This window comes from Streptomyces sp. NPDC085481, assembly GCF_044541845.1.
GTDB lineage: Bacteria > Actinomycetota > Actinomycetes > Streptomycetales > Streptomycetaceae > Streptomyces.
This window is the reverse complement of record NZ_JBITTJ010000003.1, coordinates 422,830-442,888: the sequence shown is the minus strand read 5'-3', so window position 1 is coordinate 442,888 and position 20,059 is coordinate 422,830. Positions and strand designations below refer to the sequence as shown.

Sequence of the window (20,059 nt, the reverse complement as noted above, 5' to 3'; positions counted from 1 at the left end):
CCGCGTTCAGAGCGCCGAGCGACGGGCCCTCAGCAGGAAGTCCTCGACGCGGGCGTGGTCGGGGGCGGCGGGCAGCGGGCTGGTGTCGTGGGCCCGGTCCGCCTCGTCCTGGAGCCGGGTCATCCACGAATCGACCTCCTGCCAGGACACCTCGCCGCGCTTGACCGCGAGCAGCCGTTCGCGCTCCTCGCCGACGTCGATGCGCAGCTCACCGCTGCGCAGCAGGTCGCGGCAGCTGGTGAGCAGGCGCAGCAGGTGCATGGCGTGCTTCCAGCGCGGGGCGCCGTACTGGCGGACGTCGGCTTCCAGCTTGCGGCGCTGGCCGGCCGCGTACCGGACGAAGGTGGTGTGGGCCTGGCGGGAGAGGAACGCCTCGCGCAGGGAGAGCAGTTCGCGGCCGGTGGCGTCGGCGTGCTCGACGACGGGGGAGTGCAGGCACTCCAGGATGTTGGGGTTGGCGCGCAGCGCGAGCTCGCAGAAGCGTTCCAGTTCCCAGCTGAACTGCTCGTCGGCGGGGCCCTCGGCGTGGGCCGGGGGCTTGTCGAAGCGCCAGAAGAGCGGGGTGGGGGCGAGGTAGACACCCCTGCGGTCGGTGTCGCTCTCCTCGGTCGCCAGACCGAACGCGCGCGACCCCATGACACAGGAGTAGATCGTGTGGTCGCGCACCAGTTCTTCGGGAGTCATGCGCGACAGGTTAGGCCAGGGTGATGACACCTGCCGACACTTTAATCTGCTCGGCCGGGAGCGGGCGGGGCGCCGGGCCCGCGACGACCGAGCCGTCGGTGATCTTGTACTTGGAGCCGTGGCACGGGCAGTCGATCGTGCCGTCGGCGATCTTGTTCACGAGACAGCCCTGGTGAGTGCAGACCGCCGAGAAGGCCTTGAACTCGTCGGCCACGGGCTGGGTGACGACGACCTTGTGCTCGTCGAAGACCGTGCCGCCGCCGACCGGGATGTCGGAGGTCTTGGCGAGCACCGTGCCCGAGGGCTCGGGCGCGACCGTGGTGGGGCCCGTCGCTTCGGCCGGGCTCGTCGGCGCGGCCGGTGTAGAGGCGGTGCCGCTGTCCTTCTTGTCGTCGGATCCGCAGCCGGAGACCAGGGCCGTCGTGGCGGCGACGGTCGCACCGGCGAGGAGCACGGTACGGCGGGGCGTGGCGTCAGCAGTCATGCCGATCAGCTTGGCCGCGCGCCCCGCTCCCGGTCCGCAACACGCCTACGCCCAGGGTGTCAGCTCCCTCGCACGGCCGTCCCCGTCCCGCCGCACCTCCAGCACGCCCGTCACCGCGGCCCGCTCGATCGGCCCGTACACATGGGGGAAGAGCGCGTCCTTTGAGCCCTCCCAGCGGACCTCGCCGGAGAGCCGGGTCTCGTCGATCACGAGCACCAGGAGCGGGCCGGGGACGCCCCGGTAGTGGGCGTCGGCGATCGCGAGGGCCGTGGTCTCGTCCGGCGAGCAGTGGACGAAGCCCTCGGCGGCGAGCGACGGCGGGGCGTAGGGGAGTCCGGGACCGGCGGACCATGCGTCAAGGGGGACGACGTGCAGCAGCATGCCGACAGTTCTACCCTGCCGCGCCCTGGGAGGCGTCTCGCCCCGGATACCCCGAGTGGCGGAGCCATCGGCTCTGGGTGACATTGGCCGTGTTCCACACAGGACGAACCACGGGAAAGGTGTGCGAATCATGGCGGGAAACGATCTCGGCAGTCTCCTCGGCGGCCTCCTCGGCGGCTCCGGCCAGGGCGCCGGCGGCGGAGCCGGCAACATCCTCGGCGCCCTGCTCGGCGCGCTCGGCGGCGCCAAGAGCGGCGCGGCCGGCGGTGCCGGCGTGGCGGGGGCCAATCCGCTCGGCGGCCTGCTCGACATGCTCACCAGGTCGGGCCTCCTCGACCAGGCCCAGTCCTGGGTCGGCACCGGCGAGAACAAGCCCGTCAGCGGCGCCCAGATCGCGGAGGCCCTGCCCGACGAGACGCTGCAGAAGGTCGCCGCCGAGACCGGGGTGAGCCCGCAGGAGGCCGCGGACGAGATCGCCAGGTCGCTGCCGCAGGCCGTGGACAAGCTGACGCCCGAGGGCAGCATGCCGCCGGGCTCGCTCGAGGACATCATCCGCGAGCAGAAGTTCTGACCCGCCCCCTCCCGCGCCGGTCCCGACCCTTCCCTCCCGCGCCCGCCCTCCGTCTCGGAGGGCGGGCGGCCGCGACGGTGGACCCGAACGGCTGACTAGGCTGGCCGGAGCACTGACGCACACGAAGGAGTACGAGGTGGCGGTACGAGCGGTCCGAGGCGCCGTCCAGCTGGAGCGGGACGAGGCCGGACACATGCACGAGCAGGTCGAGGAGCTGCTCACCGCCGTGCTCGAACGCAACGGGCTGACCGCCGAGGACCTCATCAGCATCTGGTTCACGGCCACGCCCGACCTGCACAGCGACTTCCCGGCCGCGGCCGCCCGCCGCATCGGGATCGTGGACGTGCCCCTGATCTGCGCCCAGGAGCTCGACATCGAGGGTGCGATGCCGAGGGTCGTACGGCTCCTCGCGCACGTCGAGTCGGATCTGCCCAAGTCCCGGATCGCGCACGTCTACCTCGGCGCCGCGGCCGCCCTGCGCAAGGACATCGCCCAGTGAGAACCGCGCTCGTCATCGGAACCGGCCTGATCGGCACCTCGGCGGCGCTCGCGCTCGCCGGGCGCGGCGTCACGGTCCACCTGCGCGACCACGACCCCGCCCGCGCCCGTACGGCCGCCGCGCTCGGCGCCGGCACCGACGAGGCGCCCGGGGGCGCGGTCGACCTGGTCGTGGTGGCCGTGCCGCCCGCGCACGTCGCCGGCACCCTCGCCGAGGCGATGGGGGCCGGGCTCGGCCGCGGCTACCTCGACGTGGCCAGCGTCAAGGGCGGGCCGAAGCGGGAGCTGGAGGAGCTGGGCCTCGACCTCACCACGTACATCGGCTCGCACCCGATGTCCGGCAAGGAGCGCTCCGGCCCGCTCGCGGCCACCGCCGACCTCTTCGAGGGCCGCCCCTGGGTGCTCACCCCGACCCGGGACACCGACACCGAGGTGCTCAACCTCGCCCTGGAGCTCGTCGCCCTGTGCCGGGCCGTGCCCGTCGTCATGGACGCCGACGCCCACGACCGGGCGGTCGCGCTGGTCTCGCACACCCCGCAGCTGGTGTCGTCGATGGTCGCCGCCCGCCTGGAGGAGGCCGACGAGACGGCGGTACGGCTCTGTGGGCAGGGCATCCGCGACGTCACCAGGATCGCCGCCTCCGACCCGCGCATGTGGGTCGAGATCCTCTCGGCCAACCCGGGTCCGGTCGCCGACGTCCTCGCGGGCGTCGCGGCGGACCTGGAGGAGACGGTACGGGCGCTGCGGTCCCTCGAGTCCGGCGACGACGCCAAGCGCCGCGACGGCGCCTCCGGCGTCGAGGACGTCCTGCGCCGCGGCAACGCCGGCCGCGCCCGCGTCCCCGGCAAGCACGGCGCCGCCCCCACCACGTACGAGACGGTCGCCGTCCTCATCAGCGACCAGCCGGGCGAGTTGGCCCGGATCTTCGCCGACGCCGGCCGTGCGGGCGTCAACATCGAGGACGTCCGCATCGAGCACGCGACCGGGCAGCAGGCGGGTCTGGTGCAGCTGATGGTGGAGCCGTCGGCGGTGCCGGTCCTCGGGGAGGCGCTGCGCGAGCGCGGCTGGGCGCTGCGGAAGAGCTGACCGGGGAGAGCCGGGGGCCGGTCTGCGGTCGGTCCCGGGTCGGTCCCGGGGGCGGCCCCGGGCTACCCCGGTGATGGCCCCGGGTCGGTCCCGGGGCCGGTCCGGGGCCGCTGGGCCGAATGGGTGCGGGGGACTCGGTAACCTTGTGGGGGTCCCCGCATGTCCGCCGGGGGCTCCCGCTCACCCAGGAAGGCGTTCCCCACCGTGGAAACCGTGATCGTCGCCATCGACGGCCCCTCCGGCACGGGCAAGTCGAGCACCTCGAAGGCGGTTGCCGCCAAGCTGGGGCTGAGCTACCTCGACACCGGGGCCCAGTACCGGGCCATCACCTGGTGGATGATCAGCAACGGCGTCGACGTGAACGACGCCGACGCCGTCGCCAACGCGGCCGCCAAGCCCGTCATCGTCTCCGGCACCGACCCGGCCAGGCCCACCATCACCGTCGACGGCCTCGACGCCGCCGGGCCGATCCGCACCGAGGAGGTCACCTCCAAGGTCAGCGCCGTCAGCGCGGTCCCCGAGGTGCGGGCCCTGATCACGGAGCTCCAGCGGTCCATCGCCAAGGGTGCCGAGCAGGGCATCGTCGTCGAGGGCCGGGACATCGGCACCACCGTCCTGCCCGACGCCGACCTCAAGATCTTTCTCACCGCCTCGCCCGAGGCCCGCGCCGCCCGCCGCTCCGGCGAGCTCAAGGGCGTCGACGTGCACGCCACCCGGCAGGCCCTGATCAAGCGGGACGCGGCCGACTCCAGCCGCAAGACCTCCCCGCTCGCCAAGGCCGGCGACGCCGTCGAGGTCGACACCACCGATCTCACCCTCGACCAGGTCATCGAGTGCGTCGTCACCCTGGTGGAGGAGAAGCGGGCGGCCGCCCTGTGACCCAGCCCTCCCAGAAGGGCGCCGCCGTCGGCCGGGGCATCGGCATCGGGCTGATGTACGGCCTCTGGAGACCGCGCGTCCTCGGCGCCTGGCGGGTGCCGGCCGCCGGCCCCGTCATCCTCGCCGTCAACCACGCGCACAACATCGACGGCCCCATGCTCATGGGCACCGCCCCGCGGCCCGTCCACTTCCTCGTCAAGAAGGAAGCGTTCGTCGGTCCGCTCGGCACCTTCCTGGACCGCATCGGGCAGCTCAAGGTCGACCGCGACAGCACCGACCGCGCCGCCATAGGCAGGGCCCTCGCGGTCCTGGAGCACGGCGGCGTCCTCGGGATCTTCCCCGAGGGCACCCGGGGCGAGGGCGACTTCACCTCGCTGCGCGCCGGCCTCGCCTACTTCGCCGTCCGCAGCGGGGCTCCGATCGTGCCCGTGGCGGTGCTGGGAAGTTCCGACCGGCGCGGACGCCTGGTCAAGGGGCTGCCGCCGCTGCGCAGCCGCGTCGACGTCGTCTTCGGCGACGCCTTCGAGGCGGGCGACGGCAGCGGCCGGCGCACCCGCACGGCACTGGACGAGGCGACGTTCCGCATCCAGGAACGGCTCACCGATCACCTGAAAAACGCCAGGCGCCTCACCGGGCGCTGAGCGAGACTCTAAAGAGCGAGACTCTCAGTAGTGGGCCCCGTAGCCCGGGGACCCACCGACCACGAATGATCAAGGAACGGACTTCATGAACGACCAGCACGACCACGGGGCACTTGGCGACGCCGAGTACGCGGAGTTCATGGAGCTCGCCTCGGAAGAGGGCTTCGACGCCGAGGACGTCGAGGGTGCGATCGAGGAGGCGGGCCACGGCCCGCTCCCGGTCCTCGCCGTCGTCGGCCGCCCGAACGTCGGCAAGTCGACCCTGGTGAACCGCATCATCGGCCGCCGTGAGGCCGTCGTCGAGGACAAGCCGGGCGTCACCCGCGACCGCGTCACCTACGAGGCCGAGTGGGCCGGGCGCCGCTTCAAGGTCGTCGACACCGGCGGCTGGGAGCAGGACGTCCTCGGCATCGACGCCTCCGTCGCCGCCCAGGCCGAGTTCGCCATCGAGGCCGCCGACGCCTGCCTCTTCGTGGTGGACGCCACCGTCGGCGCCACCGACACCGACGAGGCCGTCGTCAAGCTGCTCCGCCGCGCCGGAAAGCCGGTCGTCCTCGCCGCCAACAAGGTCGACGGACAGTCCGGCGAGGCCGACGCGGCCATGCTGTGGTCGCTGGGCCTCGGCGAGCCGTTCCCCGTCTCCTCGCTGCACGGCCGCGGCACCGGCGACCTCCTCGACGAGGTCCTGAAGGCGCTGCCCGAGGCCCCCGAGCAGCGCTTCGGCAACGCCGTCGGCGGCCCGCGCCGTATCGCCCTCATCGGCCGCCCGAACGTCGGCAAGTCCTCCCTGCTCAACAAGGTGGCGGGCGAGGACCGGGTCGTCGTCAACGAGCTGGCCGGCACCACCCGCGACCCGGTCGACGAGCTGATCGAGCTCGGCGGCGTGACGTGGAAGTTCGTCGACACCGCCGGCATCCGCAAGAAGGTCCACCTCCAGGAGGGCGCGGACTACTACGCCTCCCTGCGCACGGCCGCCGCCATCGAGAAGGCCGAGGTGGCCGTCATCCTCATCGACACCACCGACAACATCTCGGTCCAGGACCAGCGCATCATCACGATGGCGGTCGAGTCGGGCCGCGCCATCGTCATCGCCTACAACAAGTGGGACGAGCTCGACGAGGAGCGCCGCTACTACCTCGAGCGCGAGATCGAGACCGAGATGCAGCAGGTCGCCTGGGCGCCCCGGGTCAACGTCTCCGCCAAGACCGGCCGCCACATGGAGAAGCTGGTCCCGGCGATCGAGACCGCCCTCGCCGGCTGGGAGACCCGCGTCCCCACCGGCCGGCTCAACGCCTTCCTCGGCGAGCTCGTCGCCGCCCACCCGCACCCGATCCGCGGCGGCAAGCAGCCCCGCATCCTCTTCGGCACGCAGGCGGGCACCAAGCCGCCCCGGTTCGTCCTCTTCGCCTCCGGCTTCCTGGAGCACGGCTACCGCCGCTTCGTCGAGCGCCGCCTGCGCGAGGAGTTCGGCTTCGAGGGCACCCCGATCCACATCTCGGTGCGGGTGCGCGAGAAGCGCGGCCGGAAGAAGTAGGAGCACGAGAAGTACGTCGTACGACGTGCGAAGGCGGCCGAGGGCCGGGGCGGTCTCCACGCCCCGGCCCTCGGCCGTTCCCTGCTACAGACTCGTCCGCGGCCCCGGCGGCAGCGCGTACGCCGACCATGCCGCGTGCCGCTGGTGGCCGTACCCCTGCGGTCCGGCGCCGAAGGACCGGAAGCTCAGCTCCTCCTCGCCGCTGCGGTCACCCGGCAGCGTGCGGAACGACCGGCGGTACTCGGAGTACAGCGCGTCGTAGATCGGCGTCGCCGAAAGGCCCGCCGGGACCTCCTGCGCCGGGCGCATCGCCGGGATCGGACTCGGATACTGCTGGCGGAATGGGTCGTATGCGTGCACGTATGTGCCAACGACCCCGCCGTCCGCGAGATGCGGGCGGCTCTCGGAAAGAGGAGCCCGCCGGGGGCGCGGGACGCCCGGAACGCCCGGCACGCGTGCCCACCCTATGCCGGGGCGGCCGCCGCCCCCGTCCTCCATCACGTACCGGCCAGCGGCATGGCGGCGGCGACCAGACGGCCGTTGGCCGCGGCCTTCTCCAGCGCGTCGCGCAGCAGGTCCTCGCGCGGCTGCTGGCCGATGGAGCCCACCGGGGCGGCGAAGACAAGGACCGTGTGCGACTTGTTGGCCGCGGCCCGCCAGCCCTCGGTGACCTGGAGCGGCTGGTGCGCCTGCCACCAGGCGGCCTGGCCGGTGCCGCCCGTCCCGGGCTGGAGGACCGAGTGCAGCTGTCCCATGGCGACCAGGACGGACCAGCCGGGCAGCGCGGCCGGCTTCTGGTTCACGTCGGCGACCGGCTGGAAGCCCTGCTCCACGAGGAGCGGCAGGAATTCGTCCGTGAGGCCGTCCGAGCCGGGGCGGGCGACCGGCGCGGTCGGCTCCACCACGAGCGCCGGGTGCAGCTCGCCCTCGATCAGGACCAGACCGCTGGTGATGCCGAGCACCGCCTGCTCCGGGTGGGCGGCCGCGAGGGAGTCGGCGGCGTCGGCCGCCGTGATCGAGGCGACGGCGCCCTGGAGCTGCGCCTCGGCGACCCGGACGACCTGCGACGGGATGCAGCTGGCGTGGGCGAAGGCGAGGACGGCGGTCTCGTCGCCCACGAACAGCACCGTGCTCGTCCGCTCCTGCTCGGAGTCGCCCGGGGTGCGGCAGGAGGTGCAGTCGTAGCTGCCCGGGGCGTTGTCGCCGGCGAGCAGCCGGTCGGCTTCTTCGTCGCCGATCTCGGCGCGTACGTCCTCGCTGACGTCGAGCATGCGCGGCACGGGGGGCTCCCTGGACTCGGTACGTGCGACGGCCGGGCGGTTCCCGGGCGTCTCATGCCGAGTTCAACGGGCAAGGCTCGGCCGGGGTCACGCGTGGAGGGGGGACAAGTTGGGTGACTCCGACCGGGTGGCATGTGAACGGCGTTCCGCGCGGCACGGGCCCGCGCCCCGCGGCCGCTGCCTAGCCTGCCCCGATGTCGAAGATCCGATGGTGCTCGGCCGGTGTCGTCCTGGCGGCCTCGCTCCTCTCCCCGGCAGCGCTCGCCGACGCCGCCGCCGCGGCCCCCACGCCGGTCGAGGCCTGCGTGAAGGACCAGTGGCCGTGGGGGTGCGTCGCCGCGTGCGAGAGCGGCGGGCGGTGGAACGCGAACACCGGCAACGGCTACTACGGCGGGCTGCAGTTCTGGACCCCGACCTGGGAGGAGCACGGCGGCCTGCGGTACGCGCGGCGCGCCGACCTCGCGACCCGGGCGCAGCAGATCGCGGTCGCGGAGGAGGTGCTGCGGACGCAGGGGTGGGGCGCCTGGCCGGTCTGCTCCAAGCGGTACGGGCTGAGCGGGCGCGCGCATGTCGTGCAGCGCGGCGACACGCTGAGCTCCATCGCGCGGCGCTTCGGCGTACGGGGCGGCTGGCAGGCGCTGTACACGGCGAACCGCGCGGTGGTCGGGGCGGACCCGAACCGGCTGCTCGTCGGCATGATGCTGCGGCTGCCCGCCTAGCGGGCGTCCGGTTCCTGGGGGACCTCACTGCTCGCTGCCAGGGAGCCGCGGCGGAGCTCGTAGGCGACGGAGCCCGGCGGCAGGCCTGGCGGGACGCGCTGCTCGGCCAGGACGACGGCCGCGCCGCCGGGGCGGGCGAGGGCGGCGAGCATCGCGTACGTACGGGAGGCCGCGGCCGCCGAGAGGCCGAGGGACGGCTCGTCGACCAGGACCACGCGGGCGGGGACGAGCAGCGCGCGGACGAGCGCGAGCATGCGGCGCTCGCCGCCGGACAGCGTGCCGGCGCGGTGGGCGAGCAGCGGCGCGAGCTCGGGGTACGCGGCGAGGGCCGCGGCCTGCCGGCCGGGAGCGGCCAGGTCCAGGTTCTCGGCGACGGTGAGGGTCGCGTACACGGCCCGCAGGTCCGGTACGAAGCACAGGCCGCGGCGGGCGCGTTCGTGGGCGTGCAGCCGGGTGACGTCGGCGCCGCGCCACACCACCCGCCCCGCGGCGAGCGGCACCGTCCCGGCGAGCGCGCGCAGCGCGGTGCTGCGGCCGGCGCCGTTGCGGCCCAGGAGCACGGTGACGGTCGCGGCGGGCAGGGCCAGGTCGAGGCCGTGCAGGGCCTCCAGGGGGCCGTAGCGGACCCGGGCGGAGCGCAGGGCGATCTCGACGGTCATGACACGATCCGGCCGCCTTCCATGGTGTGGACGGTACGGGCGATGCCGGCGACGAGGTCCGGGTCGTGCTCCACGACGAGCACGGCGAGGCCGTCGGCGGCGACGGCGGCGAGGATACGGGCGAGGGCGGCGGTCTCTTCCTCGTCCAGCCCCGCGGCGGGCTCGTCCAGGAGCAGTGTGTGCGGCGCGCCCGCGAGCGCCCGCGCGAGCTCGACCCGGCGCAGCGTCCCGGTCGGCAGCCCGGCCGCGGGCCGGTGCCGCACGCTTCCGGCGAGCCCGACGAGGCGGAGGGCCTGCTCGATGGGGGCGCGGCCGTTCTGCTCGGCGCCGACGCGGACGTTCTCCTCGACGGTGAGGGAGGGGAACACGGCGAGCTGCTGGAAGGTCCGGGCGATCCCGAGGCGGGTGCGGGCGTGGGCGGGGCGGGTCGTGATGTCGACGCCGCCGAGGGTGACGCGGCCGGCGGTGGGGCGCAGGGTCCCGGCGAGGCAGTCGAAGAGGGTGCTCTTGCCCGCGCCGTTGGGGCCGACGAGGGCGGTGACCTGGGCGGGGCGGAGGCTGAGGTCGACGTGGTGGAGGGCGGTGAGGCCGCCGGGGTAGGTGAGGGTGAGCCGGTGGGCGGCGAGGGGGGCCGGTGCGCCTCGGCGGGGGTTTGCCCGGCCTCCGGCCGGGCGGGGACCGGCCTTTGCACCGCCCGTGCGGGTGGGCGACGGAAGTGCGGCTCCTCCCGTGGCGGGTGACGCGCCGGCGGCGGCTGCGGGCCGGTGGGGGACGGGGGAGGGCGCCGGGCCTGCCGGGGGTTCGGGGTGCCCTCGGGGCGGGCCGGCGGGTACCGCGCCCCTGCCCGCGTCGGGCGGTGCCTGCGGTGCCGGTCGCGGCCTCGTCGGCAGCAGGGTCGCCAGTGGGGGGACGCGGCCCGTCAAGGCGGCCAGGACGCCGATCAGGGCCGCTGCCACGCCCGCGTGGGTGCCGGCGTCCAGGGCTACCAGGAGGGTGGCGGCCAGCAGGGGGGTGAGGAGGGTGTCGGCGCCTAGGACGAGGACGGCGGCGAACCAGAGGAGGCCGCGGACCGGGTCGTAGGCGTCCGGGTCGAACGCGCGCTGGCCCATGCTCAGCAGGCCGCCGCCCAGCGCCGCGAGGGCCGCGCCCAGGACGAACGCGAGCAGCTTGAGGCCCGCCACCCGCACGCCCGCCGCCTCCGCGCCCGCCTCGTGGTCCCGCAAGGCGGCCAGGGCGCGGCCGGTGCGGCCCCGGCGCAGGGTCGCCACCAGGAGCACACAGCACGCCAGGAGAGCCAGCTCCAGGACGTAGTACACGCGGTCCTGGGCGAAACCCGCCGGGCGGCTCACCGTCAGTCCCGCCGTGGCGTACGGCTGGGCGAAGACGAAGCGGCTCACCGCCACGCCCACCGCGAGCGTGGCCAGGGCGAGCGCGAGCCCGTGCCGGCGGATCGCGGGCCAGCCCGTCAGCAGGCCCAGTGGGGCCACGCACAGCACCCCCACCCCGAGCGCCACCAGCTCCGGCAGGCCGGCCGCCGCGAGCAGGGCCGTGAACAGGGCGCCCAGGCCCGCGTACGCCGCCTGGCCCAGCGCGATCTGGCCGCCCCGGCCCGACACCACCACAAGGGACAGCAGGATCACCGCCAGCGCCGGGACCTGCACCGCCGTCGTCAGGTCCGCCCCCGCGAAGCCCAGGGGCAGGAGGAAGAGCACGGCGGTCACCAGCCACACCCCCGCCGGCACGCGCGGCGCCCGGCGGGGCGGCGGCAGGGTGTCCGCGCCCGCCACCCCCGGCAGCAGCAGGGCCGCCACCAGCAGGGCGATGACGAAGAGGTTCGCACCGACGGCCTGGAGCAGCGGGCCCGCCCAGCCCTCCGGGTGCAGCCGGGTGAGCTGGGCCTGCGCCACGCCCAGCGCCAGCGCGGTCAGCACCGCCACCGGCAGGCTCCGCATCCGGGCCACCACCGCCACCGCGATCACCTCGACGACGAGCAGGGGCATGCCGTACGGGTCGAGGCGTACGTACGGGGCGAGCAGCACCCCGGTCAGGCCCGCCGTGAACGAGCCGAACGCCCACCCCGCCGCCGACACCCGGTCCGCGGCGATGCCCGACAGGACGGCGAGCGGCCGGTTGTCCACCACCGCCCGCAGCTCCCGCCCGAACCGCGTCCACCGCGTCACCGCCCCCACCAGGCAGGCGAGCGCCACCGCCGCCGCCAGCTGCGCCCACGGGTCGTCGCCGAGCAGCACCGGCGCGTCCGCCCGGGCCCCGGTGCCCCAGATCAGCGCCGCCGCGCCGACCAGCAGGACGAAGACGCCGATGGAGGCGACCAGGGTCTGCGCCGGGCCCGCGCCGGCCAGCGCGAGCGGGCGGAACACCGCCCGGTCCAGGACCAGACCGATGCCCGGCGCGACCACGAGCAGGGTGACCAGCGCCCCGAGCCACAGGGGCCGGCCCCACTCCACCACCAGCTGGCGCAGCACGTACGCGCAGACCATCGCGACCGCGCCGTGCGCCAGGTTGAGCACCCCGGTGGCCCGGTAGGTGACGATCAGCCCGATGCCGGTGAGCGCCGCCGCGCTGCCGACCGCGAGACCGGCGAGCGTGAGGTCGTAGGTCAGCGAGGCCACGGTTCGCACACCGGGCACGGGTCGAGGTCCGCGTCCCCCACCGGTACCGCCTCGGGCCGGTCGGCGACCAGCGGGCAGTCGGGGCGGTGCGCCAGCGTCCCGCCGGGAACCCGCAGCGGCGGTTCCTCCGAGGAGGGCGCGGCGGCCGCCGCCTCGTCCGGCGGCGGGGTGGGCTCGCGGGCCGGCCGTACGGGCGTCAGCAGGACCCCGGCGCACAGCACCGCGCCCGCCACGATCAGTGCCGCGCCCGGCACCGTGCACGAGGCCAGGTAGGGCAGTTGCCGCTCGGCGAAACGTTCGCCCGAGATCCCGTACCAGCCGATGACGCACAGCACCGCGCCCCCGGCGGCCGCCGCGAGTCCGCCCCACAGCACAATCCGGGGTGTCGACGGCACGGGAACCTCCCTGGGCCTTATGTCTTTTTTATTCCTTCCTTGCACTATGCCCCGAAGCAGCACACCCTGGAATCATCAGGCCGCCCGGCCTGCACGGACATCCGGTGGTGAGCCAGATGGTTCTTCGACGACGCGCCGCCGCACTCGCGGCCGCCGTGGTACTCGTGCTGACCCCGGCCGTCGTGAGCTGCTCGGACGACGGCGGCTCCGCCTCCGGCGAGGCGAGCCCGACCACCGCGCAGGCCACGACGGACCAGCCACCGGACGCGGCCGCCGCCAAGGCGGCGATCACCAAGAACTGGACGGCCTTCTTCGACCCCGCGACCCCGACCGCGGAGAAGATCAGGCTCCTGGAGAACGGCGAACAGATGGCGCCCGTGCTCGGCGCCTTCGCCGGCGACAAGAACGCCGCCCAGACCTCCGCCAAGGTCACCGGCGTCGAGTTCACCTCCCCCACCCATGCCAACGTGACCTGGGACCTCCTGGTCGCCGGCAACCCCGCGCTGCCCGACGCCAAGGGGACCGCGGTCCTCCAGAACGACACCTGGAAGGTCTCCATGCAGACCCTCTGCGGCCTGGTCCAGCTGAGCGGTGCCCAGGTTCCGGGCTGCTGAGGCGGCCCTGGCGCTGCTCCTCGCCGTCCTCGCCCTCCTGGTCGCGGCCTGCGGCAGCCGGCTCCCGGAGCACGCCTTCGAGACGCGGCCCACCGCCAACCCCTCCGGCGGTGAGCCGCTCCGCGTCGGCATCATCACCAGCGCCACCAGCCCGGTCGGCGGGGACACCTTCACCGGGCCGCGCGACGGCGCCCGCGCCTATTTCGACGCACTCAACGCCCGCGGTGGCCTCGACGGGCGCCGGGTCGAGGTCGTCACCTGCGACGACGGGGGCAGCGGGGTCGGCAACAACGCCTGCGTGCACCGGCTGATCGACGAACGGAAGGTCTTCGCCCTGGTCGCCACCACCGCCCTGGACTACGCGGGTGCCCCGCTGGTCTCCCGGGCCGGGGTCCCCGACATCGGCGGCCAGCCCCTGACCCCGGCCTACGACACCTACCCGCACCTGTACGGGATCTACGGCAGCCTGGCCCCGCGGACCGGCAAGGCGCCCGGCTGGAACGGGACGCTGTACGGGGGCACCGAGGTCTACCGCTGGTTCCGGCAGCACCAGGGCGCCCGTACCGCAGCCGTCGTCTCGTACAACCAGGCCGCCTCCGCCGCGTACGCCCGGCTCGTCGCCGCGGGGCTGCGCGCCGAGGGCTACCGGGTGGTCGACGAGCAGGTCGACTTCGTGCTGCCCAACTTCCGTGCGGTGGCGGCGGATCTGCGGGCGCAGCGGGCCGATCTCGTCTTCGACGCGATGGACACGCACGGCAACGTCCGGCTGTGCGAGGCGATGGAGGCGCTCGGCGTCCGCGTCGGCGCCAAGGTGACCAACGTGCAGAACTGGTCCTCGTCCGTCCCGCGCGACTACGCGAAGGCGCCCGGCTGCCGGGACGCGCTCTTCGTGACCGGGGCGAGCCGCGACTACCAGGACACCGGGCATCCGGCGGTGCGGGAGTTCCGCGCCGCGATGGGCGACCGGCCGCTCGCCCAGTGGCAGTTGGAGGGCTGGGCGGCGGCGATGTGGTTCACCGACGCGGCGAAGTCCTGCCTCGCCGCGCCCGGCGGGCTGACCCGGGAGTGCGTCGAGGCGTACCTCGACCGGCCGGAGCCGTACACCGCGAAGGGGCTGCTGCTGCCGGTCCGCTTCGAGCACCTGGCCGAGCCCCCGAAGACCCGCTACACGTGTCTGTCGGTGGCCCGTTGGCAGGACGGACGTGGCTGGATCCCCCAGGGAGAGATGAACACGAACTGTGCCACGGTGCCCCAGCTGGGATACCGGCCGTGAACAACAGGCCCCCGGGGGCGCTACAGTCGCCCCGGACCACGCACCTCACCGGGGGGACCGGCCGCACGATGCGCATCTCTTTCCTGCTCCACAACGGCTACCACATCGGCGGCACGATCCGGACGACGTTCACGCTCGCCGCGGAGCTGGCGGAGCGTCACGAGGTGGAGATCGTCTCGGTCTTCCGGCACCGCGACGAGCCGATCCTCGGCGTGCCCGCGGGGGTGACCCTGCGCCACCTCGTGGACCTGAGGAAGAAGAGCCCCGGTTACGACGGGGAGCACCCCGACTTCCACCGCCCCGCCCGGGTCTTCCCGCGCGGCGACGGCCGCTGGAAGCAGTACAGCGCCCTCACCGACGCCCGGATCGGCGCCCATCTGGCCTCGGTCGAGGCGGACGTGGTGGTCGCCACCCGTCCGGGCCTCAACGTGCAGCTCGCCCGGCAGGCCCCGCGCGGGCCGGTGCTCGTGGGCCAGGAGCACCTGATCCTGGACGGGCACAGCTACCGGCTGCGCCGCGACATCGCCCACGAGTACGCCCTCCTGGACGCCGTCACCACCGTCACCGAGGCCGACGCCCGCTCGTACAAGGCGCTCGCCCTGCCGGGCGTCCGCGTCGACGCGGTGCCCAACAGCGTGCCCGCGCCGGGCGTGCCGCCCGCCGACCCGGCCGCGAAGATCGTCGTGGCGGCCGGCCGGCTCACCCCGGTCAAGCGGTACGACCTGCTGATCGACGCCTTCGCGGACGTGGCGGCGGCCCGCCCGGACTGGAAGCTGCGGATCTACGGCACCGGTGACGCCGCCGACAACCTGAAGACGGCGCTGGCCCGGCAGATCGAGCGGCGCGGCCTCGGCGAGCACGTCTTCCTCATGGGCACCGCCCACCCGATGGAGCCGGAGTGGGCCAAGGGCTCGCTGGCCGCGGTCACGTCGCGGCGGGAGTCCTTCGGCATGACCATCGTCGAGGCGATGCGCTGCGGCCTCCCGGTGGTCTCCACCGACTGCCCGCACGGCCCAGGCGAGATCATCGAGGACGGCGTCGACGGCCGGCTCGTCCCGGTCGACGACACGGCGGCGGTCGCCGCGGCGCTGCTCGCCCTCATCAACGACGACGAGGCCCGGGCCCGGGCGGCGAAGGCGGCGCTCGCCGCGTCCGAGCGCTTCGACCCGGTCCGGATCGCGGCCCGCCACGAGACGATCTGGACCGAGCTCGCGGCGGCCGGTGCGAGCCGTCCCCGCGCGCACGGCACGGCCCGCTCCGCCGTGCACCGCGCGGTCGGCGCGGCCATCGACACCGCGTACACGGCAAAGGCGAAGGCGGGGGCGCTGGTCCGCCGCTTCCGCTGACGCGATCGGCAGCCGACGCGACCAGCCGCCGGGTTGCGGACCGTGGCTGTCCGCAAGGGCTGGCAGACTCGGGGCCATGCTGGAGACCTCCGCACGACTGCTGCGTCTGCTCTCGTTGCTCCAGGCCCACCGCGAGTGGTCCGGGGCCGACCTCGCCGAGCGGCTCGGGGTGACCTCGAGGACCGTACGGCGCGATGTCGACCGGCTGCGGGAGCTCGGCTACCCGGTGAACGCCACGCCCGGCACCGGCGGCGGCTACCAGCTCGGCGCCGGAGCCGAGTTGCCGCCGCTGCTGCTCGACGACGAGGAGGCGGTCGCGGTCGCCGTCGGGCTGCGCGCCGCCGCCGGGCAGGGCGTCGAGGGCATCGGCGAGAGCTCCGTCCGCGCCCTCGCGAAGCTGGAGCAGGTGCTGCCGGGGCGGCTGCGGCGCCGGGTCAGCGCCCTGAACGCGTTCACCGTGCCGATGCTGCGCACCCCGAACGAGCGGATCGACCCGGCCGTGCTCACCGAGCTCGCCAACGCCTGCCGGGACGCGGAGCGGCTGCGCTTCGCGTACCGCGACCACAGCGGGGCCGCCACCCGCAGGACGGTCGAGCCGCACCGCCTGGTGTGCAGCGAGCGCCGCTGGTACCTGGTCGCCTGGGACGTGGACCGGGCCGGCTGGCGCACCTTCCGGGCCGACCGGATCGAGCCGAGGCCGCCGCACGGGCCCCGTTTCCCGCCGCGCGAGCCGCCCGCCGACGACCTCGCCGCCTACGTGGCGAAGGGCGTGTCCACCGCCGCGTACCCGACCGAGGCCACGATCCGGCTGCACGTGCCGCTCGCCGAGGCCGCCGCGGCCGTGGGCATCGCGGACGGCGTGCTCACGGCGGACGGGGACGGCGCCTGCCTGCTGCGCACCGGCGCGCACAGCCTCGACGTGATGGTGATCCACGTGTCGATGATCGGCTTCGAGTTCGAGGTGGTCGACCCGCCGGAGCTGACCGGGCGGGTGCGCGCGCTCAGGGACCTTCTGTCCCGCTCGCTCGACCGGTCGGGCGGGTCGGCGGAGGGCTCGTGATCCGCATCCGTTCGTAGGGCGCGAACTCCGGGTGGTGCAGGTCGAAGGCGGGGGACTCGGAGCGGATCCGGGGCACCGCCTCGAAGTTGTGCCGGGGCGGCGGGCAGCTGGTCGCCCACTCCAGCGAGCGGCCGTAGCCCCAGGGGTCGTCCACCTCGACCTTCGGCGCGTACCGCGTGGTGTGCCAGACGTTGTAGAGGAACGGCAGCGTGGACGCGCCCAGCAGGAAGGCGCCGATGGAGGAGACCGTGTTGAGGGCGGTGAACCCGTCGGCGGCCAGGTAGTCCGCGTACCGGCGCGGCATGCCCTCCGCGCCGAGCCAGTGCTGGACCAGGAAGGTGGTCTGGAAGCCGACGAAGAGCGTCCAGAAGTGGATCTTCCCGAGGCGCTCGTCGAGCGCCCGGCCGGTGAACTTGGGCCACCAGAAGTAGAAGCCGGCGAAGGTGGCGAAGACGACCGTGCCGAAGACCGTGTAGTGGAAGTGGGCGACCACGAAGTACGAGTCGGTGACCTGGAAGTCCATCGGGGGCGAGGCCAGGACCACCCCGGTGAGCCCCCCGAACAGGAACGTCACCAGGAAGCCGACCGACCACAGCATCGGGGTCTCGAAGGACAGCGAGCCCTTGAGCATGGTGCCGGTCCAGTTGAAGAACTTCACCCCGGTCGGCACCGCGATGAGGAAGGAGAGCAGCGAGAAGAAGGGCAGCAGCACCGCCCCGGTCGCGAACATGTGGTGCGCCCACACGACCACCGACAGACCGGTGATGGCCATGGTGGCGGCGATGAGGGTCACGTAGCCGAAGATCGGCTTGCGCGCGAAGACCGGGATGATCTCGGAGATGATGCCGAAGAACGGCAGGGCGATGATGTAGACCTCGGGATGCCCGAAGAACCAGAACAGGTGCTGCCACAGCAGCGCGCCGCCGTTCTGCGGCTGGAAGGCCACCGAGCCGAGCCGCCGGTCGGACTCCAGGACGAGCAGGGCCGCGGCGAGCACGGGGAAGGCGACGAGCACCAGGATCGTCGTGAAGAGGATGTTCCAGGTGAAGATCGGCATCCGGAACATGGTCATGCCCGGTGCCCGCATCGCGACGATCGTCGCCAGGAAGTTCACCGAGGTGAGGATCGTGCCGAAGCCGGAGAGCGCGAGCCCCATGATCCACAGGTCGACGCCGACCCCGGGCGACCGCAGCAGGCTGTTGAGCGGGGCGTAGGCGGTCCAGCCGAAGGCGGCGGGGCCGGTGGGGGTGAGGAAGGAGCCGAGCACCATCAGGCCGCCGAAGAGGAACAGCCAGTACGAGAACATGTTGAGCCGGGGGAAGGCGACGTCGGGGGCGCCGATCTGCAGCGGCACCAGCTCGTTGGCGAAGCCCGCGAAGGTCGGCGTCGCGAAGAGCAGCAGCATGATCGTGCCGTGCAGGGTGAAGGCCTGGTTGAACTCCAGGTTCGACACCAGCTGGAGCCCCGGCCGGGCCAGCTCGGCGCGCATCACCATCGCGAGGGCCCCGGCGATCAGGAAGAAGACGAACGACGTCACCAGATAGAGGTGGCCGATCTTCTTGTGGTCGGTGGTGGTGATCCAGTCGATCAGGACCCGTCCATGCCGCTCCCGCGCTGATTCGACGGCCGCGGTCTCGGTCTCGGTACCCATCCCTGGATGATGCGCCGCACCGGACGGGAAGAGCGGGAGGCCGACCGACGGGTCGTCCGGTCGGCGGACGTTGTGTCCACGGTGCGCGGAAATGGTGAAAGCCGCACGCGCGGGCGACCGCCCCGGAATACCCGGCGATTGCGCGGGGAGCAGCGCCTCATCCGAATTCCGGGGAAGGGCCGGTGAATACCGGGGAATCGGCCGGAATCCGTCCGTGCGGGCGCGCCGAGGCGGGGCAAACATATGTCGAGAACCTGTGACACAAGCGTGACCGGCGGGGTACTAACGTGAGCTGTATGACACCCGAACACGCACCCGAAACGTATGTGGGGCTCGCCGCGGACGAGGCCGAACGGCTCGCCCGGACACGGGGCTGGAGCGTGGTCCGTTCCGTCCCGCCGGGCTCGATCATCACGATGGAGTACCTGGAGGGGCGCATCAACTTCGAGGTCGACGACGACGTGGTCACCCACTGCTGGCTCGGCTGAACACGCCACGCCCGCACCACGGGAGAGGCCCCGGCCGATGTGGCCGGGGCCTCTCCCGTGGTCTGGTGCCGGCGTGCTCAGCCGCCGGTGGCCGGCCGCGAGTGCGGCGGGCGGCGGCTGCCGGCCGGACCGACCGGGCTGCGCTCCGAGCGCACCGCGTGATGGGCGGTGTGGTGGGCCGCGTGATGGGTCCGGGGCGCGGCGAGCGGCGTGGCGGGCAGCCCCGCGCCGCGCGCGGCCGAGGCCCGTGCGGTCCCGGCGCCGACGGTCTCCCGGGCCGGCTCCTCGGCCCCGCCCGGACGCTGCGGGAACAGCCCCGGCCGCAGTCCGCCACCCGCGACGGGCAGCGAGGGCACCAGCCGGCGGCGGGCCCGCAGCTGCTCGCGCAGCCGGTCCCGCAGGGCCAGGATCCAGGCCTCCGCGATCGCGATGAGCGGCTCGCACCAGGGCAGCGCGAGCAGGATGAGCAGCCCGGCCGCCCAGCCGAGCAGCACGTCGCTGAGCCAGTGCGTACCGAGGTAGACGGTGGTGAGGCCGACCCCGAGGGCGACCACGGCCGAGAGGGCCGACAGATAGCGCCTGGCCCTCGGCGTGGTCGCCAGATAGGCCAGGATTCCCCAGGTCACGACCGCGTTGGCGGTGTGCCCCGACGGGAATATATCGCCGCCGGCGAAGAGCTCGGCGGAGCCGACCTGCGTCGCGTAGTGGGGGCCGAGCCGGCCGAGTCCGAGCTTGACCGCGCCGACCGTGACATTGAGCAGCAGCAGCGCTGCGCCCAGCGAGAGCAGCGGTCGCAGCGTGTGCTGGCGCCAGGAGCGCCAGCCCAGCCAGGCCGCCACCATGACGGCCGTGGGGCCGCGCTGGCCGAGGACGACGTAGTAGTCGAGGAAGGCGTGCAGGTCCGGCCACTGCTGATAGGGCCGGAAGAGCATGATCTTCCAGTCGAGGGTCACCAGCCAGGTCGACAGCAGTACGAGGACGACGCTGGCCAGATAGAACGCCAACGTCCCGCCGAAGAGGGCGAGACGCGTGCGGGTCATCCGCGGGACCTCTATCTTCGGCGGTTCCGGCTCCCGGTCCAGCCGGGCAAAGATGTCGGTACGCACCCAATCGACGTTACAGGGAGTGAGTAGCGACCTTGGTCGTTCCGGTGCCTTCGTGATGACGATGTGATGTGGAGTTGCTC

Annotated in this window: 22 protein-coding genes; 12 read left to right on the top strand and 10 right to left on the bottom strand. The window is 73.8% G+C overall.

The features are described from left to right. Window positions 1–6: 6 nt before the first annotated feature. From ACIGEZ_RS10810 to ACIGEZ_RS10800, 3 genes are read right to left on the bottom strand one after another with little or no spacing between them, the layout of a single operon-like run. Window positions 7–684, bottom strand: a complete 678-nt coding sequence (locus ACIGEZ_RS10810; protein WP_399828633.1) for a DNA polymerase beta superfamily protein — start codon at window positions 682–684, stop codon at window positions 7–9. Window positions 685–694: 10 nt separating this feature from the next. Further along, window positions 695–1,168 (bottom strand): Rieske (2Fe-2S) protein, encoded by a 474-nt coding sequence (locus tag ACIGEZ_RS10805; RefSeq protein ID WP_399828630.1) that lies wholly within the window; start codon window positions 1,166–1,168, stop codon window positions 695–697. 45 nt (window positions 1,169–1,213) lie between these two features. Further along, window positions 1,214–1,549 (bottom strand): DUF952 domain-containing protein, encoded by a 336-nt coding sequence (locus ACIGEZ_RS10800; RefSeq protein WP_399828627.1) that lies wholly within the window; start codon window positions 1,547–1,549, stop codon window positions 1,214–1,216. Between the two features lie 130 nt (window positions 1,550–1,679). Between ACIGEZ_RS10800 and ACIGEZ_RS10795 the strand changes: the two genes are divergently transcribed. The 6 genes from ACIGEZ_RS10795 to der all read left to right on the top strand — a co-directional run bounded on the left by ACIGEZ_RS10795 (window position 1,680) and on the right by der (window position 6,758). Further along, window positions 1,680–2,120, top strand: a complete 441-nt coding sequence (locus ACIGEZ_RS10795; protein ID WP_399828624.1) for a YidB family protein — start codon at window positions 1,680–1,682, stop codon at window positions 2,118–2,120. 136 nt (window positions 2,121–2,256) lie between these two features. Next, a complete protein-coding gene (gene aroH / locus ACIGEZ_RS10790) occupies window positions 2,257–2,619 on the top strand; it encodes a chorismate mutase (protein ID WP_399828622.1) in 363 nt (120 codons plus the stop codon). Further along, window positions 2,616–3,704: a prephenate dehydrogenase gene (locus ACIGEZ_RS10785; RefSeq protein WP_399828620.1), complete on the top strand. Its 1,089-nt coding sequence runs from the start codon at window positions 2,616–2,618 to the stop codon at window positions 3,702–3,704. Before aroH ends, ACIGEZ_RS10785 begins: the two co-directional genes overlap by 4 nt. Window positions 3,705–3,863: 159 nt before the next feature. Beyond that, window positions 3,864–4,583: a (d)CMP kinase gene (gene cmk, locus ACIGEZ_RS10780; protein WP_399828617.1), complete on the top strand. Its 720-nt coding sequence runs from the start codon at window positions 3,864–3,866 to the stop codon at window positions 4,581–4,583. Beyond that, window positions 4,538–5,224: a lysophospholipid acyltransferase family protein gene (locus ACIGEZ_RS10775; RefSeq protein ID WP_399828614.1), complete on the top strand. Its 687-nt coding sequence runs from the start codon at window positions 4,538–4,540 to the stop codon at window positions 5,222–5,224. Before cmk ends, ACIGEZ_RS10775 begins: the two co-directional genes overlap by 46 nt. A gap of 85 nt (window positions 5,225–5,309) precedes the next feature. Next, window positions 5,310–6,758, top strand: coding sequence for a ribosome biogenesis GTPase Der (der, locus tag ACIGEZ_RS10770; protein ID WP_399828612.1), 1,449 nt, complete (start codon window positions 5,310–5,312; stop codon window positions 6,756–6,758). 84 nt (window positions 6,759–6,842) lie between these two features. Here the strand turns inward: der and ACIGEZ_RS10765 are convergent, their stop codons facing one another. Both ACIGEZ_RS10765 and ACIGEZ_RS10760 read right to left on the bottom strand, forming a co-directional pair. Then, the gene (locus ACIGEZ_RS10765) at window positions 6,843–7,067 is read right to left on the bottom strand and encodes a hypothetical protein (protein ID WP_399828610.1); all 225 of its coding nucleotides are present in this window, start codon (window positions 7,065–7,067) and stop codon (window positions 6,843–6,845) included. A 188-nt stretch (window positions 7,068–7,255) separates the two neighbouring features. After that, a complete protein-coding gene (locus ACIGEZ_RS10760; protein ID WP_399828607.1) occupies window positions 7,256–8,038 on the bottom strand; it encodes a hypothetical protein in 783 nt (260 codons plus the stop codon). A 194-nt stretch (window positions 8,039–8,232) separates the two neighbouring features. Between ACIGEZ_RS10760 and ACIGEZ_RS10755 the strand changes: the two genes are divergently transcribed. Further along, window positions 8,233–8,757 carry a transglycosylase family protein gene (locus ACIGEZ_RS10755; RefSeq protein WP_399828604.1) on the top strand — a complete coding sequence of 175 codons (525 nt, stop codon included), beginning with the start codon at window positions 8,233–8,235 and terminating at the stop codon, window positions 8,755–8,757. Here ACIGEZ_RS10755 and ACIGEZ_RS10750 read toward each other — a convergent pair. From ACIGEZ_RS10750 to ACIGEZ_RS10740, 3 genes are read right to left on the bottom strand one after another with little or no spacing between them, the layout of a single operon-like run. Next, window positions 8,754–9,416, bottom strand: coding sequence for an ATP-binding cassette domain-containing protein (locus tag ACIGEZ_RS10750; RefSeq protein ID WP_399828602.1), 663 nt, complete (start codon window positions 9,414–9,416; stop codon window positions 8,754–8,756). The genes ACIGEZ_RS10755 and ACIGEZ_RS10750 overlap by 4 nt on opposite strands. Further along, a complete protein-coding gene (locus tag ACIGEZ_RS10745; RefSeq protein ID WP_399828599.1) occupies window positions 9,413–12,046 on the bottom strand; it encodes an ATP-binding cassette domain-containing protein in 2,634 nt (877 codons plus the stop codon). Before ACIGEZ_RS10745 ends, ACIGEZ_RS10750 begins: the two co-directional genes overlap by 4 nt. After that, window positions 12,034–12,441 (bottom strand): hypothetical protein, encoded by a 408-nt coding sequence (locus tag ACIGEZ_RS10740; RefSeq protein ID WP_399828597.1) that lies wholly within the window; start codon window positions 12,439–12,441, stop codon window positions 12,034–12,036. Before ACIGEZ_RS10740 ends, ACIGEZ_RS10745 begins: the two co-directional genes overlap by 13 nt. A 116-nt stretch (window positions 12,442–12,557) precedes the next feature. On the opposite strand from ACIGEZ_RS10740, the gene ACIGEZ_RS10735 reads away from it, so the two are divergent. From ACIGEZ_RS10735 to ACIGEZ_RS10720, 4 genes are all read left to right on the top strand, one after another. After that, window positions 12,558–13,055 (top strand): hypothetical protein, encoded by a 498-nt coding sequence (locus ACIGEZ_RS10735; RefSeq protein WP_399828594.1) that lies wholly within the window; start codon window positions 12,558–12,560, stop codon window positions 13,053–13,055. Beyond that, complete coding sequence (locus ACIGEZ_RS10730; protein ID WP_399828591.1) at window positions 13,033–14,328, top strand: ABC transporter substrate-binding protein; 1,296 nt, start codon at window positions 13,033–13,035, stop codon at window positions 14,326–14,328. Before ACIGEZ_RS10735 ends, ACIGEZ_RS10730 begins: the two co-directional genes overlap by 23 nt. Window positions 14,329–14,396: 68 nt before the next feature. Further along, complete coding sequence (locus ACIGEZ_RS10725) at window positions 14,397–15,674, top strand: glycosyltransferase (RefSeq protein ID WP_399828588.1); 1,278 nt, start codon at window positions 14,397–14,399, stop codon at window positions 15,672–15,674. 76 nt (window positions 15,675–15,750) lie between these two features. Continuing rightward, window positions 15,751–16,734: a helix-turn-helix transcriptional regulator gene (locus ACIGEZ_RS10720; RefSeq protein ID WP_399828586.1), complete on the top strand. Its 984-nt coding sequence runs from the start codon at window positions 15,751–15,753 to the stop codon at window positions 16,732–16,734. Here the strand turns inward: ACIGEZ_RS10720 and ctaD are convergent. Next, window positions 16,676–18,385, bottom strand: coding sequence for a cytochrome c oxidase subunit I (gene ctaD / locus ACIGEZ_RS10715; RefSeq protein ID WP_399828583.1), 1,710 nt, complete (start codon window positions 18,383–18,385; stop codon window positions 16,676–16,678). The two genes, ACIGEZ_RS10720 and ctaD, sit on opposite strands and share 59 nt — an antisense overlap. 296 nt (window positions 18,386–18,681) lie before the next feature. Between ctaD and ACIGEZ_RS10710 the strand changes: the two genes are divergently transcribed. After that, window positions 18,682–18,873, top strand: a complete 192-nt coding sequence (locus ACIGEZ_RS10710) for an I78 family peptidase inhibitor (RefSeq protein WP_399828581.1) — start codon at window positions 18,682–18,684, stop codon at window positions 18,871–18,873. Between the two features lie 77 nt (window positions 18,874–18,950). Here ACIGEZ_RS10710 and ACIGEZ_RS10705 read toward each other — a convergent pair whose 3' ends face one another. Continuing rightward, window positions 18,951–19,979: a phosphatase PAP2 family protein gene (locus tag ACIGEZ_RS10705; RefSeq protein ID WP_399828579.1), complete on the bottom strand. Its 1,029-nt coding sequence runs from the start codon at window positions 19,977–19,979 to the stop codon at window positions 18,951–18,953. Window positions 19,980–20,059 lie beyond the last annotated feature (80 nt).